We start from the raw sequence: 17,325 nt of genomic DNA on the forward strand, positions 1-17,325 counted from the left end.
CACCACCATGCTCATGAGCACCAACAGCTACCTGGAGTTTTACCTCTCTCTGCTGGCCTGGATCATCAACAACGGCCTCTGGAGTGTCCTGTCCGACACCGGGCTATTCGCCGCGCCCTTCGGCGCAATCATCCTGCAAGAATGGCTGTCGGCCCGTCAGCAAGGCGCGGATGAAGGCAACAAGGGACTGCTCTCGGTGCCGCGGATCGAGAACCGGTTGTGGCTGGCCTACATCGTCGTATTGTTCGGCTGCGCGCCAGTCTTTCCGTTGAGCCTCTCGTCAATGACGTTCGATGATGCGGCGAGTCAGCGCTGCGGCGTGAGTGTGGTTGGACCGACGGAAACCGCCTGGGGGACGACCTTCAATACTATCGGCGAACGCTCCGCCAACGTACCGATCTGGTGGTTTCTGGTGCATGCCTTGAGCAAAGGCGTGACCGCGGCGGCCACCGCTTCCATCCCCTGTGCGCCGGATATCCGGCAGATGCGCATGGAGATCGACAGCTCGCGCATCGACAGCCAGGTACTGCTGCAGGAAGTCGCCGACTTCACCCGCGACTGCTATGGCTATTCCCGTTCTCGGTTGTTCACCAACCGTCCGCAGTTGGACAAGGTACAAAGTCACGACGCGTCCTGGATCGGCTCAAGCTATTTTCTCGACACGCCCGGCTACTACGATACGGATCGTTCACGCACACCGCGAGTCAGCTGGCCGTATGACGAAAGCCGCGATGTTTCCTTACCTAGGCTGGAGAATGGCGCGGGCTACCCCACCTGCAAGCAGTGGTGGAGTGATAGCGGTGTTGGGTTGCGCGAGCGCTTGATCCAGCAGGTCGATCCCTCGCTGCTGACTCAGTTGAAAGGTTGGTTGACTGGTCGTTCGAGCAACGAGATCGAGGATGCCACCCTGCGTGAGCTGGTCAGCCCGCGCCAGCAATCGATGTCCATGTCGCCCGGACAGGTGTACCAGGACTATGGCTCCAGTGCTCGCGGCGGCTCAATCAATCAGGGGCTCAATAACCTCGCCACCAACACCGGGCTGGCCCTCGGCTCCTTCAGCAACTTCCCGGCGATGAATGCGCTACGCGCCGCTCTGCCAATGGTGCAGGCCTTCCTGATCATGGGCGTCATCATCAGCTTGCCGCTGATCCTGCTGGTCAGTACCTACCAGTTGAAGACCGTCATGACCGTGACGTTTACGCTATTCACGCTGCACATGTTGAGCTTCTGGTGGGAGCTGGCTCGCTGGGTCGACTCCAGCATGCTCGACACCCTGTACAACCAGGTTTCGGCTTCCAATCAGATGCTGCTATCGCTGCCCACATCCGGGTTTATGGAGGGGACCGTCACGGCGCAGGTAATTGAGTATGTGATGGGGGCGATGTTCTTGGTGCTCCCTGGACTGTTTTTGGTCGCCATGAGCTGGGCAGGCTACTCAATCGGCAACAGCCTTGAGGGGATGTTAGGAGGTGCAAGCAAAGCCGCGCATGGAGCAGCGGGCAAAGGAACAGATCAGTTGATGGGTGCTACGAAGAAACTCATCTGATGTCATCAGATGATTTGAAATGACCTATGTAGTGGCCATTGTCATCGTAGTTGCCAAGATAGGAGCTAGCCCCAAGATAGTCTGGACCTGGATTATCCTCTTCAAGATCCGTGTCAATGACAGCCTTGGACTGCAGAAGAGCAATCACAGCGATCATCACCACAACAGAAGCGACCAGCCAGAAACCGATAAAGAGCAGCCACCCAACCAACGCCAACTTGGCAGTCAGAAAGCTCCCGCGAACAAGTAATTTACCTGCGGGCATACCTGCCGTCACCGCACGCTCAGCCTCGCGGGACTCAAACGCTTTCAACTTGCGATACCCGCGTTTTATCGACATGCCACAGGTATATGCCCAGCGGTGGGCACGTGAAGTCTGAACAGGTTGCTGAGTCGGCATGGTCTCGCCCTCTTCTGAGCGTTTTCATGGTTGAGACAGGAGTAACAGCCTACTACTGAAATCGGCCCGTGCCTGACCGCTTATCAGTTTGCCCAGCCGAAAAATCTTCACTGGAAGACAGAAGACAAGCCCCGTGAAACAGCGTCTCTACAGTGATTGACCCATGTAAATCGTCCGGCTAAATACAAGGTACGGATCGCTGTTATCGACAGCACCCTGCCCAGGTAGCCAGAGCCTTCAAGGCTACGTCACTTCGGTGATGGTTCTCCCCAAGTGCGATTAGCGTTCGGTAGCTCGCACGGTGACCGTTTCTACGGTGATGAACGCCTACTGCTCTCCTGAGCGCCTTTCGAGCTTTGCTCGCCAGACAAACCTTCTTGTTTTTCTTCAGCCCACTGCGGGGAAATCTTTCCCGCTCGGGACAGGTTTCTTCGCGTTTTCAACGGAGACATACCATGCCCGACTCACTTACACCGGAAACACTGAACACCCTTCGGTTGCCCATCGTGTTCACTCCTGACGCGTGGCAACGCGCAGTACTGCTCGAGCGTTCCGATCACGCTGAGAAGCTGCAGGTCGATCGGCTGAGCCACGTATTGCGCGCAGCCTTCGAGGCTCACCTGGCCTCTCCACACGAGCCCTTTGTGCTGTTTGATGTAATCCACATTGAACCAACAGATCACTTAGACCACGACCCGTTGCTGCAATTGAGTCTCAGCCTACTCCAAGAACCGGATCAGCCTGGCGCCTTGCTGATAGCGCTTGCAGGAGAGGCCAACGCTAAACGCAGATAACCGTACTCGGCGCTCAAATCCACATCGGACAGCATGCAAGACCTGCATCAATCCACCCATCACCCAATCGGGGAACCCTCCCCGACGGGTAAGGCGTTCCTCCGTTTTCTCTCGAGGAAAATGCCATGCGCGATATCTACCAAGACGTAACTGACAAGATCGTTACCGCTTTGGACCAAGGCGTTGCCCCCTGGATCAAACCCTGGTCCTCAAGTGGCTCAGCTGACGTCGGTCATCATCAACCCTACCCCATCAACGCCATTACGCATCGTCCCTATTCGGGTATCAACTTACCGTTACTCTGGACCGAAGCCAGGTTGCAGGGGTTCACTCAAGATCGTTGGCTGACCTTCAACCAAGCCAAAAAAGCCGGCGGGCACATCCGTAAGGGTGAGCACAGCACCCTAGCGGTGCTCTACAAGCCGATGGAGCGCGAGGAACAGACCGAGTCAGGCCAACCCGTACTCGATGAGAACGGTCAACCCAAGGTCGCTCACTTCGGCATTCTCAGGACGCATTTTCTGTTCAACATCGAGCAAACGGAGGGGCTCGAAGCGCTCAATGAAACCCTGCTTGAAACGGAACCGACCAATCCCTTCCAGGCCAACAGCGTTGCGGATAATCTGCTGTTAAGTTCAGGTGCACGTATCGTTCATCGGCCTGCCGACGAAGCCTTTTACCACCCGATCAGGGATCTCATCCAACTGCCGACAAAAGCACAATTTCACGATGAAGGCGGGTACTACGCCACAGCACTGCACGAGCTGACGCACTGGACCGGGCATCACGCTCGGTTGCAACGCGAAGGCATGACGTCAGCCTGCCCATTCGGCTCGTCAGGCTACGCTTTTGAGGAGTTGATCGCCGAGATGGGCGCGGCGTTTTTATGTGCTTACGCTGGCATTCAAGGAGAACTGCGGCACGAGGGCTATATCGATTCCTGGCTCGGCCTGCTCAAGGCTGACAAACGCGCGATCTTTCGCGCCAGTGGTCACGCCCGAAGCGCCTCGGAGTATGTGCTCAACCTGGAGCAGCAACTGAAGCAGACGGTAATGGATGACTCACGATGCATGAACGATGGAGTTTGATCGTTACCTCACCGCTGCAATCGCATCACAGGGCCCAACACGAGTTGAGCCCTTTTTTCTACGCCCAGAAAGATCCCTATGCCGCGGGGCACTGATGCAAAGAATCAGAGAGGGGCACACACCCGCAGCCTGTCATTCCGCATCCAGGTTCTGCGCCAGAAAATCCACCAAATCGAGCGGACTCCGGCTGTCGATCACCTTGTAGATCAGATCGCGCTTACTGCGCGGCAACTTCTTGACCACGCTCTTCGCCGAGGCCCTAACGGCTTCGTCGGTCCCATGGATACGTGCCGCGAGCAGCAGCACGAGCGTGGCATCAGTGAGATTCATGGCAAGACCCAAAAAATATGCACCGCAGTGTACCGACTCTTTTCTTTTTCGTACCAGCCCCCCCAACAAAACGATGTCTAGCGATATCAATATCCCGATTGCCGCACAAAGGGACACGAGCCAAAAGGACGGGTAAGGGTTGGAAGGGAATGGGGACTCAAGGGTAAGAGCTCTATCCGAAAAGGCTAAAAGGCCACTGACCCAGCCGTCTGCTGGAGGCCACGATGCTCAGTCTGTTTCGCCGTAAAAGGCAGAAGCCCCCTCCGCCACCGACCGTGAGCGTCGCCGAAGGTTACCTGCCCATCGAGTCGGCCCACAGCCTGTTAGCAGCGGAGCACCGCCGCCAGTTGCTCGATCGCATCTGGCAATACACCGCCCTCTCCCACGCGCAGTTCATCCAACTCTATTTAAATCCGATCCATCGCTACGCCGAACAGGTCCAGCAACTCCCGGCCAGCGAAACGCACCACCATGCTTATCTCGGTGGCATGCTTGACCATGGACTGGAACTGGTCGCTTGCAGTTTGAAACTGCGTCAGTCGTATCTACTTCCCACTGGCGCCGCGCCTGAAGACCAGGCCGCTCAGACTGATGCCTGGTCCGCTGGCATCGCCTATGGTGCGCTGCTGCATGACATCGGCAAGATCGCCGTGGACCTGCAGGTCGAACGCCAAGATGGCCGTCTTTGGCATCCTTGGCACGGCCCCCTGGATCAACCCTACCGTTTTCGCTATATCAAAGGTCGCGACTACCATCTGCATGGCGCCGCCGCAGGTTTGCTCTCTATCCAGATTCTCGACCGCCCGATCCTCGACTGGCTCAGTGGATTTCCTTCGCTTTGGGCCAGCTTGCTGTATGTCCTGGCCGGCCAGTACGAACGTGCCGGCGTGCTGGGCGAGTTGGTGATTCAAGCCGATCGAGTTTCCACCGCACAGAACATCGGCGGTAACCCGAGCAAGGCGCTGCAAGCGCCGATTCATTCGCTGCAACATCACTTGATCACTGGGCTACGCCATCTGGTTCAGCACGAGCTGAAACTCAACCAGCCGGGTGCCGTGGGATGGCTGACCCAGGACGCACTGTGGCTGGTTAGCAAGACGGTCACCGACAAGCTGCGAGCCTATCTGCTGTCGCAATCGATTGAGGGTATTCCTTCATCCAACATCGCGGTGTTCGACGAGCTTCAATCGCATGGGTTGGTCGAGTCGACCCCGGAAGGCAAAGCCATCTGGACCGCTCTTGTCGCTCAGGGAAATTGGCAGCAGAGCTTTACCTTTCTGCGCCTTCAACCGACGTTGATTTGGGGGAATGAAGACCGGCCTGAGGCTTTCAGCGGAACAGTGAGCGTGGCAGCCGATGACCACCCGACTGACGCTTCGGCATCACCTCCAGCGCCTAAGACTGTCAGTACTGGATCGCGTCAAAGCTCTTCGCTGACAGATCCCATGGCGATGGAAGACGCTGACTATCTCGGCACGCTGTTGGATATGTTCGAGCTGGAAGAGCCTGAGGTCAGCGACGAATCGTCAGCAAGCACTCTCGAAATCTCAAATCTCTCGTCGGATAACCCTGGCCAGGCATTCCTGAATTGGGTCAAGGAAGGCATCCTGGGCCACAAGCTGATCATCAACGACAGCAAAGCAAAGGTGCACATAGTGACGGGCGCTGTGTTTCTCGTGACCCCAGGCATTTTTCAACGCTATGTTCAGGAGTTTCCTGGGATCTCACAGGGTGCCTGTCAGGAAAATGAAGAATGGCGTTGGGTGCAGAAGCAATTCGAAAGTTTAAAAATACATAAAAAACGCGATAACGGACTAAATATTTGGAGCTGTAAAATTCAAGGACCTAGAAAAACCTCAAAACTTAAAGGTTATTTGATAGAAGACACAAAAATAATTTTTGATGAGCACCCTAGCGACAACTCATATCTGTCATTTGAATATGACTAGCACCCCACATCACCATCACACCACGCAGTAAAAAGATGTACTTTCCCTACACCGCTGGATCGTCCCTGAGAACGACGTGGATAATCATATCTAACGGAAACGCCACGATGTTCAGCTGCAAATAAAGCGGATGCGATTGCTGCAGGCTTAGTGCCAAGCGGAGCAACTTCAAATGAAGAGCTATAATCCCTAGACTTATAAAGCATCAACAATACCTCATAGCATGAGTATGGATTATTAGCGCCTGCATAAAGAATCTCTTCGACCTGCTGATCCAACAGGATTGACGCATTTTCCATCAAAGAATGAGTTTCCCATTCCGTTTTAAATGGCGGAATACCAAAAACAACATTAAACCGTTTCAAAACCTCAGGCTCTGAATCAGCGATTAAATTGCGCAAACGTGCACCTTCAAAACCGACAAATACAGTGACACTCCCCACACTATTAGGATTTGTTTGTAAGTTTATAAACCCCGGAATAGGATAGTAGTCCGACGCATAGCTATCACTTAACTGAAATTCATGCCTAGTTTTAGAACCAGTAGCGCTATTATAAGTGTGAGGCTCGGCATAGAGAAAATAGAACCTAACCGCTTCCCCTTGCAACAGGTACCCTCGAATTATCAGTAGCAGATCAGGAAAATCTAATGTAGTGGCATCAAAAAGAATATTTTTAGCCGGGAACTCTAGCGCAATATTTTCGACCTCATTCGCTCTCCAGCTTCTCCCGTCAATGTGAATTTTATACTCCGAAGGGACATAGCTAACACTTAGTGTCTTAGTCGCAGCTCTAGTCGCTATCGACAGACAATGAGCTCCTCGATCATCCACGACCGCACCGACAAATGCCACATCGTATGATGCACTTTTGAAAACATCATCTGCACACACTGACACCCAACTAAAATTCATCATAATTAAAACAACTTATAGTTTATTCCGACCTCTGTCTCAGTCGACTCTTCCCATTTATCCACGTAATCTTTGAGAAGGGCCTTAAACTGCTCCCCAGAGCCAACATATAAAGTATTAACCTCGCTGGCAGAGAGTGAAAGCTTGCGTTTCTTTCTATAACTTATTCCAAAATAGGGAGCAAAAATCGGATTCGGAACATAATCATTTTGCATTATATCATAATCACTTTTATTTTTAGTATCAGATGTCTCATACAATACAGACCACATAAGCCCGTCCTTAATTAGTGAAACCACCTCACTATCTAACGCAACTCGCTGGCTATCGTTAATGGAAAAGTGATTTATCTCGGGCTCGCTCTGACTAGGTCGTCGCTGAGCAGATTCAAATATACTACCGAGACGCATAATCATACTGTGTAGCTTTTTCCCGCTTGCCCCTGCTCGCTCTACCTCATCAAGCAATTTGCTACTCACCGCAAATGCCGCTGACGCTTGAGTTTTTGACGTTATGACCAGAGTTGATGAGTCTGACATCTCACCATTAGCATTTGCCTCTAGTAAGGTCTTATGACAAAGTTCTTGAAAATACCGCAAGTTAGGTTTTGAAAGCCCACAAAACCTCCCGAATCCGGCATACAAAAGACAGTCTTTTTGTGGGAGACCTTTATACAAATAGAGCAACGACCCAAACAACGTATTCTCAACCCAGCCACCTTCTTTACAAAAAAGACTTAACCCTCTAGTTTTATCACTTTTCGTTTTTTGTAATTCCTCCAGAATAACCGCAGTCGATGCTGAGTTGCGACTTAGGATGCTAGCGGATACAACAGAAACATCTGGAGTTACACCATCAAAGAATAGCTCTATAGGAACACCTTCATCCCCTCGCTTTACTAGAGCCTTTCTTATAGTAGTGACAATCCTATTTTTCAATGCTTTGTCTGAAACAGAAAGATTAGCCACATCTCGAACAGACAACTGAGGAAATATCTGCTTGGCTCGTCCCAAAACCGCAGCCTTGTAAGCATCTGTATTTCTGGCTTCAATATGCCCTGGATCAAACAAAGACTCTTTATTGAAATCGCCAAGTGACAGTTCATATCCTTCGTTCTGTAAACGCAGCAGCATCACCTCTGCAGCTAGCAAATCAAAGCCTTGATCACTTCGACCCAACTCTAGTTCAATGTTAATAGTTCTGTAGTCATGCGGCTCTATTAACTGCTCTTGCGTACTAGTCAAAAACTCGGAAATTGCGTGAGAGCGAACAGAAAAATTAATGCAATATTGATCATCTGGCTGCTTGACATAATCGTTAATAATTACTTGTTGCGCATCCTGAAGATTTTCAAACTCATCAACAAAAACCCTAAAAAAACATCCTTCAAGCCGGGGATCGCTTGAGGAAACAGCATTTATCAAGCTCTTAAATACGCTTTTGAAATTAAACATCACCGGCCGACTAAGAGAGGGATTTTGAACCCACAACTCAAACTCGGCGAGTTTCTCTTCTACAAACTCGCGGACATCATAAAAAGTTTCAACACCATTGCCTAAGTACCGCTTTGCGGCGACTGGAATCTTTGTGCTTCTCACATCCAACACACCCGACTCTAGCGAAGCACGGGAAATACTCAGCAAACTCTTTTCCAGCTCTCCCAAAACACACAGGGCAAAATAATAAGAAAAAACAATATCTGCATCATCATCCAACCAAGCACTTGTTAGCAATTTACAAAATCTGATGTCAGGCTTCCAGTAAAGACCTATAAACTTCAGCGACTGATCCGGAACACTGGCTCTATTTGCACTAAACACACTAGGATGACACAAATAACGCATTAACATGGTCTTTCCGCAACCACGTCCGCCTTCAATCTTCACTGCTTTTTTTTCTTTAAAAATACTTAACGATGAAAAAAAATGTGGAACAATGAACTGCCCCCAAACATCATCTGGTAATAATTCAGCTCTATTACGCAGAAAAGCATCAACAATATTTTTGTCCATTACTTAGCCCCGATTAATCAGCGGACACCATTGTCCTTTGGATGTCCAGTAGGCAGCCAGCGTATTGTTCGGTATAGTTCTATTGAAAGCTACTGTCAAATCCAGATCAAACTCAGATTGTTTTAAAACCACATCCTTTGACAATAATACTTCATTATAATAAAAATCTTTCACATCTTTAATAGTATTATACTCATCCCTACCCCACATCATGCCACCCGCCATTGATGCAAAAAAACCATGAGATGCGGATAAAATCTCTGCACAGTCAAAATCAATATAAGAACAATCTTTTGCAATTTTACTTACACCCGCTGAATGCGCCATAAATGAAAGCAAAATCACGTTACGAGTTACAGCCCATTGCTCTACACCATAATATTTAAAAAACTTTTCTGCTTGCTTTCCAGTACCTACAAAATCATCAACCAGCACCAACCACTCGACATGTTTCGGCAACTTAGCCACATCCTCTGGTCGAATCGTTATACCTTTGTTTATCAATCCATCTTCCCTGAAGTTCCTAAGCAGAGCCGCGCCGCTTTTACCAGGAGTTTTATCAAATCCACCATCCACAGAAACAAACCTGATTGGCAATTTATGGTTACCTTCCCGTAACCCTTTTAGAAAGTCATCTACGGTTACAGGCACTTTATATCCAGAACGCTGTAAAGCAGATGCTAACTGCATTTCTAGCATATGCCGCCTCATGCTTTTTAGCATGTCAGGAGATCTATATATGAATGCATCAAGAAGGTGTGCTGCTAGATAAAGCGCGCGTTGGCTTGAGAAATTGTTTAACCAGCCCTGCAGCTCATAGTGTTTTATTCCAGAAAGAATATTTTTACGGATAAGCGACTCAATTTTTTGCTTTGTATCACTGAAAAACCGCTCTTTCCCTGGGGGAATTTCGAATGACATTGCCTCTCCCTCTCTTGAGACACTTTTGAATGCAAGTCAGACCTATAGTAGACCTGCACTTAGAAAGCAAGAGCTTTTATCTAAACCGCAAAGCTTGATGCTCACAACGGGCAAGCCATTTATACATTACTGAGCGCCTTGCGCAGGATTTTTTTTCTGCACTTTTGGTTTGCGTTCGGGTAGATTCGGAATTTCGGGCTTCAATGCGGAACAAAATTTTTCGTAGGCCGCCCGGAGCGTCATTGACTTGTAAACATCTTCTTTAGAACTGAATATTTTATAATATTTGTTGAACCTTTTCTTATCGTTCGCATACACCCAAAGCCATTCAACTTCATAGCATACGCCACCTGAGTCATCTTTATTTTTCACAGATCGCTCAAGTAAGAACTTAAACACATAGTTATTAATTGATCGCACAAAGTTATCGACTATGAATGCGATTTTATCCACGTCCTCTGCCAACAATAAAATCGGCTTCTCTAGCGACTTAGTATGTGCCGCCAATCCGAGACGTATTGCATTCTTTGACCCTAATTTGCCGAATCGATGCACGCAACAGTGACGAAGCTCACAAACCTTCTTAAACTCTTGAGATGGGAGAATCAACGGGTTTGGGCGATTACCCTTCATCCCTATTAGTTCTTTGAGCGTTTCAAAAACATTATAAGGACTCGCCAGAGAAAAATCCTCTAGAAGAGCTTCTGGCAGAATTTCTTTTTTATGATGTAAAGCTGCCGCATACGATACGCTTTTTTCAGAGACAAGTGCCGATATATACTCATCACAGTGAATCAATTTTCGTATCAGCGCTCGAATATAACTTTCAGCGGCGGAAACATAGCCAAGTAAAATTAAATTACCCAGCACAGGACTATAGTCACTAGTAACCAACTTATTCAGCTGTTTAGTATTCGTTATAAATAGGTCAATGGGCGATAAATTATTATCACTATGGCCGACATCAAATTTACTACTCGTCTCAAATGGTGACGTTATGGCTTCTAGCTTACATAGTTCAAAAAATTCTTTTGACGCTATTTCTGTTGCACTTTCCGACGCGGTTGCCCCTTCTAGCAACACACCTCCTGCCTTTCTTCGCGGACTCATCGCTCATTCCTTCGGGTGCAAATCCATAACCATCACAACAGCCAGCCTAAGGCTCTCACGGTCACGACAAAAACTCATCAACGTAGAGGAGTACATTACTAATGATTTTATCGGCGGTTTTACGCCCGACCCTGCGTAGTTTCCTTAATTCAGTTCCAGGATCTTGCATAGAAAGAATATCCCCAACAGTTTTAGCCCCATCTAAACCAGTGATAACTTTACTTTGCCATGATGTGAGCCTTGGAAGATTCGACAATTCTAATGCCATACACTTATTAAATGTTGATTCATCAACAAGCAAACTACCACACTGATGGCAAAAGCGTTGCGTGTCAGTCAATCGGATAGCATTACACTTTCGACAAGGTGGTAACGTAAGCTGGAGCTTCTGAAGTAAATCTTCTCCAAGAAGAGTTTTGGAGGTCCGTCGAACAGGGTGCTTAACATTTTTTCGCCCTATGAAGTCAATCATATGTTGAGGGGAGAACCCATGTAAGCCTTGGCTGAATACGCGATTTCTTATCAATAGAGCCAAATGGGGAATATACCGCTCATATGACCTATCCTCTCCGTGAGAGACATTTGGGAGCTTTAGAAGTAGACCAACCTCGACAAGCAGGCTAATCATTCTATTGAATAGAGGGTTTTCCTCCTCCTCTATCCCGACAATAATCTGCTTTTGAATAGTTTTTTTAGCCGGCGAGTTAGCGTCTTTTATTAACTCAACGATCTTATTAAGCGTCGCCTCGCCTGTATCAATAATACTTTCCAACCGAGGCAACTTACTTACTAGAGACCTATACTCGCTCAACCGAACACTTGTATATTTTTCAATAAGCTTATTAAATTTCTGCTGTGAGCTTCGCGAACTGTCAGAATGATACTCTCGGAGCATCATCAAATAAGCTCGAGGTATTCCAAAAGCCGCATATTTTAGGAGTTGAGAAATATCATCCGGTATTTTCTCATACTCATTGAATCGTTTTTGTGCAATCGCACCCAACACTAAAGCGTAATTGTCTGCTTCAATTGAAAGCCAGGCATCAACACTTTCGGCTTCATGTGCCACGTGAAACTTCGGGCCGTACTCAGTAGTTCCTGGATACACCGATGCCTTGGGGGATATACGGGACGTTTTTAGTGTCCTAACAATATCAAAAAACTCGTAAAGATATTCGGGCGTTAAGGTTATTGCAGCATCATCAAGTAAAACAACTATCCGCTTTCTCTCTAGCCACTCCGTCAAAGAATGGAGCGCACTTGTTACTCCTGAAACACTTATTTTCTCTACTAGAAATTCCAAATCAGATGTGGGTGACAAGCTTTGCTCTAGCCGTTCAACAATGCTTTCTAGATCTTGCTTTGTTGCAAACAGAATTGAGCTCAAATCGAGTTCTTGATCATCCTCGATATCACATGCCACTTCATGAGCTGCAATAAGTATTTTGGCTAGCACCCAAGTATTAAAGAGTGCAATTGCGTTAGGCTTCGATTTTAGCAAGGGCTCGAGCCGAAAATACTTATTGAACGATACATAAATAGCTAAGGGTAACGACTCGTCCCCCTTACATTTAGTCCAAGCATAACGCATTAAATGCGTTTTTCCACAACCTCGGGGACCTACAATCAATTTAGTTCCCCGAGAAATCAGGGCGGCATAAATACTCTTGTAAAAATCGCCATCCTGCACAGTACACGCTAAAAGCTCATTCTCTTCGAGATAATCCGCACGCTCTTCTAAAAAAGACGTAAGCTCTTCAACTTCCACTTGTTGTTTTGCCATTATTTCAAATCCATTTTTAGATGAGCAAGTTGCCTCATGGACATTTGAGCTGCTGCAACACCATAGCTCAACTCAGATACTTTTAACTGCCCGTCTTTCGAACTCATATATTTGAATATTTTTTTTGAATATTTTTTATCAGACCGAATTATGAATAAACAATCACTAACAACTGCATACCCTGAGACTACGTTAGCTATTTTTTTAAAAAAATTCCGTCCTACACGCGCAATGAGTATATCTCCAGGGCGCGCTACTAAAAACTTAGTATGATCCAAACTCAAAAGTTCAACGCCACCCAAGAGTTCATATTTCGAATGTACGCCGCTTAAATCTGTGGTGTGAACAGTCGCGCACTCCAGATCTCTGACTTGTACGGAGGAGTGCTTTCCTCTCTTGATTTCCGCAATAGCTTGCAACTCAAGGCTACGAGATGAAGAGCTTGCCTTATATCGTTGCATCCGCGAGTGATAGCTATAGTCCAACCGATGAACACCTTCATCCGAGGAAATCGATATAGCCGGAGATAGCTTTCCGGTTTCCAGAATGGTACGAAGCTCTATTTCTTCACTTTTTCTTTCACAAGAAGTTTTATTAAAAATCAATATGTGCGTTTGAGCTTCAGTTCGCTTAAAAATTTTTCGAGGCAGTTGAATTATTTTTTTTACACAATGTTCTTTTAAAAGGAACTCTCTAAAACTTGAAAATTTTTCTGCAGTAAATATTCCATCTGGCAGTATAACACCTGCCTCACCACCATTTTTCAACATTCTTATCATCTGTGCCAGAAACAACACTTCGGATGAGCAAATTTTTGTAATCGAGGAGTATTTGCATATTCCAATCTGCTCAGAAACCTGCTGAAACTCATCCCGCCAATCAGGTTTTATATATGGTGGATTACATACTGCAAGGTCTATTGACCCCTCCTTCATCCCAAGCGTGCTTGGGAGGTTAAATAGCAATGCATCTCCGACTACATGATGCCTATTCTGATTTTCAGAATTAACAATCTGATGTCTGCTTTCAATATCAAGAGAGAATATTTTTGCATCATTCCAACGCTGAGAAGCAGCGAATGATAGACTGCCCAAACCACAGCCCAAATCCAATATATTTGTGGCTTTAGCAGTATCCATCAAGGACACTAGCAAACTACTTATGTCGTTTTCTGTATAATACCGACCCAGGCTATCTCTAGAAGTAAATGGAACTATATTCATACTTTTCTAACATCTCTAGAGTATTTTAACGATTACCGCTATTCGAAACATTGGTTAGACATTGCCTAGGTCGTCTCGCAGGCATTGTCTCATTACAGGAGACCGCCCTCTAAAGTCTGGGCACTCAATCGTCAGCGCCAGAAGGCAGGATACATCCTAACGTTACACTCATCGTCCAGCTGAAGGACTCTCCCCTTGAGGCTAATCATCCCACATCCCTCGCTCGACTAACAAAATATCTCCAATTCGAACCGACTGCTCGTCTGCCCAACGAACCTCATAAGATCAAACGAATATACGTACCCAGCAGGCTCGGATCCTCACACCTCAAGCCGTTCCCTGGCCCACAGCAGGCGGGAGACAGAGACCAGATTAAAACAGACGCACTCCTTAGCATGCTAAGGATATTTGAAATGATACTTTTCCCCTACGCCTCACGCGCGAACCTGCCTGAGGGCGGTCACGGGTAGCGGGCATGTGGCGCTATTCGTCAAAGAGGGCTGTGCACCGTGCGACGCACCGGCCCGTGAACTTCAGGCGGCCGGGACACCCTTCGACGTGTAAATGGTTGGCAGCCGGCAGGATGACGCGCGCGTCCTGAGTTGGGCGACGCACGTCGACATTGATCCGGGGAAAGTGCGCGCCCGCACGATCACCCTGAACCATGATGGAGGCCGCTGGCTATCTCTTGGTCTACCCAGTGAACTACCTGCTGCGGTTCGCGACGTTGATGGAGCATGGCAGCAGCAATGAAGGCGCCCTGGAGCCTCTGCCTTCAACCTCTAGCAAGAATGCGTTGTAATGGACCATTGATTGCCGCGAAAGAATCGACCACGCCATCCATGACGAAATCAAGCGCCCGACCATAGCCGTGATGCAAGCTCGCGATATCGAATCCTTGATCCTGCAGCTTCTGCAGGGAATCACCCACGGAATCGTGGGCGTCAGCAATTCGAAGATCGTTGGTAACGAAGAGCATTGCAACCCTTGGGTTCCTGGCATCCCACTCTTCAGGTTCCTGATCGCTCTTGAATGCATCCGTCGCCTCTTCATCTGCATCCAAGCGGTCCAAGATGTTCTGTAGCGTCTGCAGCAACTTCAAGCTAGCCCGGTCAGCAATTTGCTTTCGTGGGACACCGGCTGCTTGGAGAATTTGCTTAAGGATGCCATTGGGTAGTTTCTGCCAGATTTCATGAATGGATTTGCACCGAGCAAGGAATGCTTGCTGGCTCATCGCTAAGGGCGCGACCTGAGCAAGCTTTCCCAGCTGTGGGTAATGCAACCAACCATTGGCCTTTACTTCTCCGCGAGAGAATCCAATCAGATCTTCGGCCGACTTCTCTATGTCCAGGGCACCCGCGAGCTTGGACAGGTTTTCTCCCAAGGCCAGCAGTTGATCAAGTAGCCTGTCCACCTTGGAGACGATGTGCTCTTCGTTCAGATCAAGCTGAGCGACGATCCCTGAATCCAACGCATGCGTATAAGCATGCAGAATTTCTCGGCCGGGCTTGCCCTTGTACAGCTCACGCAACTGCACCTTGATCAGGTTGCGACCAACTCGCCCGCAGCCTGTGAAGGCCCACTGTCCCAGGTAGGAAGGATTGCAGCACCAGAAACCATGCAGATTGACCGGTGTAGTGGAGTAGAAGCTGTTCTGCTCATATCGCTCAAGAAATCTGTCGTCGAGATAGACGCTGGTCCCATCGATCAAGCTGTTGGCGCGGCCGTGCGTGACTGCGCCTACAACACCTGGCCAATGGAGACCCTCGGCACTCTGCCCCGGGGATAGCTCGCAGGAAACTGCTTCTACCGTCGCCCATACCTGGAGCAGCAAACCGTCACGGTCTTCACGAAGATCGCCCTCGAGCCAATCCCCCGGCTTTCCAAGCTCGACAAACGTACAGCCCTTCATCCAAGCGCGTAACTCCGGTCCGTCCAGAAGCATCGCCTTGTAGTAGAAGTGGCGGACACCGCGTCCGCCTCGTAGCCACAGGTACTTGCGCAAGTACTCATTGGACATGAACCATTGGATGTTCCGAGACGCCGTAAAGTGGTATTGGGCTGAAATCTCGCCCTCCGCAACGCCAAACTCCGGCAGTTCTAAATCATCGTATACCAAGCGCTGCTGTTCATTGCCCAGGCAACGAGGGGTGAGCCCCAGCGCCATCCATACCTTCTCTGCCAAGTGATAGGTATAGAACGCACCACTACCCCAGGAAGCGACGATATAGTCATTCCCGCTCACACTGGGTGCGAAGTCTCTTTCACTACCCTTACCACGCAGCACCGGGGTCGAATGTGCAACCTGCCCTTGGTCGCTGTGAAGGATGGGAATTGAGTTTTGGCCGTCGTCGGGAACGACAGCCATCAGCATATACACTGCCTCGCTGTTTGGTCCGTAGGGGTCATCTTCTGTGAAACAACTGACCTCCACCCGAAGCGCAGGATCGGTAGCGATTGGTTGTAGCAGCGAACGCAATCGCTCCGGCAGCAGATTGGCTGGAATGGGGAATGCTGCGAGATAGTCGATCATCTGTACGCGTCCTTGCTATGTCGAAGCCAACTCCATCGTCTCGCCAAGTTTCAACCAAAGCCAGAAGTGGAAGTAGGTGTAAGTCAATGTGCTTGAGCTCAAGTTGATCAGCCGTCAGGAGCTGCTCGCTCCACCCAGCATATTAACGATATCACCGCGTATTCAAGTAGCTGCAAATACTTCTCTACCCAATCTTGTATTGAGCGATTCCAATGCCCTTGCTACCCACCGGGCGCTGCCTGGCGTTGGTGGGCTGCCAAAGCTGGCGCGAAGCAGTGCCTAAGCTATCGCTAGCTCACAGCTACCTAGATCCAGGATATTCGTGAGAGTAAATGTGGGAGTATTCTTTCAGGCATGAAAAAGCCCAACCGGAAAAGATTGGGCTAAGTCATTGAAAAATATGGTCGGGACGGAGTGATTCGAACACTCGACCCCTGGCCCCCCCCATGCATGGGGGTAGCTGGATATTCAAAATTTGTCCACCAGCCATGCTTGCCGGACGAATAAAAAACCCGGCACGAGGCCGGGTTACCCACCATCTCCAAGACGCAGCCCCCAAATGAGAGGGATGGAGAGCTGACAAGAGAGTGCGGGGGCGGGATATTGCCAAATGGTGTCCTTCTGCGCAATAGAAGCCTCTTTCGCCCCCTCTCCAACACATCAGGTGACTTGTGAATTCCACGTATCCAGGAGAAGCCCGCGCCAGATGCACTCAAGCCAGC

13 protein-coding genes and 1 pseudogene are annotated in these 17,325 nt (G+C 48.9%); 5 read left to right on the forward strand and 9 right to left on the reverse strand.

The features are described 5' to 3' along the window. Nucleotides 1–7: 7 nt before the first annotated feature. Nucleotides 8–1,546 carry a conjugal transfer protein TraG N-terminal domain-containing protein gene (locus tag KGB18_RS10320; RefSeq protein WP_223569829.1) on the forward strand — a complete coding sequence of 513 codons (1,539 nt, stop codon included), beginning with the start codon at nt 8–10 and terminating at the stop codon, nt 1,544–1,546. Here the strand turns inward: KGB18_RS10320 and KGB18_RS10325 are convergent. After that, entirely contained in the window at nt 1,539–1,946 is a 408-nt protein-coding gene (locus KGB18_RS10325) for a DUF3742 family protein (protein WP_223569830.1), read from the reverse strand. The genes KGB18_RS10320 and KGB18_RS10325 overlap by 8 nt on opposite strands. A gap of 455 nt (nt 1,947–2,401) precedes the next feature. Here KGB18_RS10325 and KGB18_RS10330 point away from each other — a divergent pair, with 455 nt between their 5' ends. Together KGB18_RS10330 and KGB18_RS10335 are read left to right on the forward strand one after the other, a co-directional pair. Continuing rightward, nucleotides 2,402–2,740 carry a hypothetical protein gene (locus KGB18_RS10330; protein ID WP_223569831.1) on the forward strand — a complete coding sequence of 113 codons (339 nt, stop codon included), beginning with the start codon at nt 2,402–2,404 and terminating at the stop codon, nt 2,738–2,740. Nucleotides 2,741–2,865: 125 nt separating this feature from the next. Next, a complete protein-coding gene (locus KGB18_RS10335; RefSeq protein WP_223569832.1) occupies nt 2,866–3,828 on the forward strand; it encodes an ArdC family protein in 963 nt (320 codons plus the stop codon). Nucleotides 3,829–3,960: 132 nt separating this feature from the next. Here the strand turns inward: KGB18_RS10335 and KGB18_RS10340 are convergent, their stop codons facing one another. Then, nucleotides 3,961–4,158, reverse strand: coding sequence for a hypothetical protein (locus KGB18_RS10340; protein WP_096143053.1), 198 nt, complete (start codon nt 4,156–4,158; stop codon nt 3,961–3,963). A 224-nt stretch (nt 4,159–4,382) separates the two neighbouring features. Here KGB18_RS10340 and mobH point away from each other — a divergent pair, with 224 nt between their 5' ends. Then, complete coding sequence (gene mobH, locus KGB18_RS10345) at nt 4,383–6,107, forward strand: MobH family relaxase (RefSeq protein ID WP_223569833.1); 1,725 nt, start codon at nt 4,383–4,385, stop codon at nt 6,105–6,107. Here mobH and KGB18_RS10350 read toward each other — a convergent pair. From KGB18_RS10350 to KGB18_RS10375, 6 genes are all read right to left on the reverse strand, one after another. Continuing rightward, a complete protein-coding gene (locus KGB18_RS10350) occupies nt 6,104–7,024 on the reverse strand; it encodes a hypothetical protein (RefSeq protein ID WP_223569834.1) in 921 nt (306 codons plus the stop codon). The genes mobH and KGB18_RS10350 overlap by 4 nt on opposite strands. 2 nt (nt 7,025–7,026) lie before the next feature. Continuing rightward, nucleotides 7,027–9,033: a hypothetical protein gene (locus tag KGB18_RS10355; protein ID WP_223569835.1), complete on the reverse strand. Its 2,007-nt coding sequence runs from the start codon at nt 9,031–9,033 to the stop codon at nt 7,027–7,029. A 3-nt stretch (nt 9,034–9,036) separates the two neighbouring features. Then, a complete protein-coding gene (locus KGB18_RS10360; RefSeq protein ID WP_223569836.1) occupies nt 9,037–9,954 on the reverse strand; it encodes a hypothetical protein in 918 nt (305 codons plus the stop codon). Between the two features lie 126 nt (nt 9,955–10,080). Further along, nucleotides 10,081–11,064, reverse strand: a complete 984-nt coding sequence (locus KGB18_RS10365; RefSeq protein WP_223569837.1) for a hypothetical protein — start codon at nt 11,062–11,064, stop codon at nt 10,081–10,083. 61 nt (nt 11,065–11,125) lie between these two features. Then, a complete protein-coding gene (locus KGB18_RS10370) occupies nt 11,126–12,847 on the reverse strand; it encodes a zinc ribbon domain-containing protein (RefSeq protein ID WP_223569838.1) in 1,722 nt (573 codons plus the stop codon). Then, the gene (locus KGB18_RS10375) at nt 12,847–14,070 is read right to left on the reverse strand and encodes a class I SAM-dependent DNA methyltransferase (protein WP_223569839.1); all 1,224 of its coding nucleotides are present in this window, start codon (nt 14,068–14,070) and stop codon (nt 12,847–12,849) included. The genes KGB18_RS10370 and KGB18_RS10375 overlap by 1 nt, the downstream gene beginning before the upstream one ends. A 462-nt stretch (nt 14,071–14,532) precedes the next feature. Here KGB18_RS10375 and KGB18_RS10380 point away from each other — a divergent pair. After that, nucleotides 14,533–14,823, forward strand: a pseudogene (locus tag KGB18_RS10380) (TIGR03759 family integrating conjugative element protein); the annotation flags it as partial. A 22-nt stretch (nt 14,824–14,845) separates the two neighbouring features. Here KGB18_RS10380 and KGB18_RS10385 read toward each other — a convergent pair. Next, nucleotides 14,846–16,603 carry a hypothetical protein gene (locus KGB18_RS10385; protein WP_223569840.1) on the reverse strand — a complete coding sequence of 586 codons (1,758 nt, stop codon included), beginning with the start codon at nt 16,601–16,603 and terminating at the stop codon, nt 14,846–14,848. Between the last annotated feature and the right edge of the window lie 722 nt (nt 16,604–17,325).

The organism is Pseudomonas sp. BF-R-26 (assembly GCF_019947395.1).
GTDB classification, from domain to species: Bacteria; Pseudomonadota; Gammaproteobacteria; order Pseudomonadales; family Pseudomonadaceae; genus Aquipseudomonas; species Aquipseudomonas farris.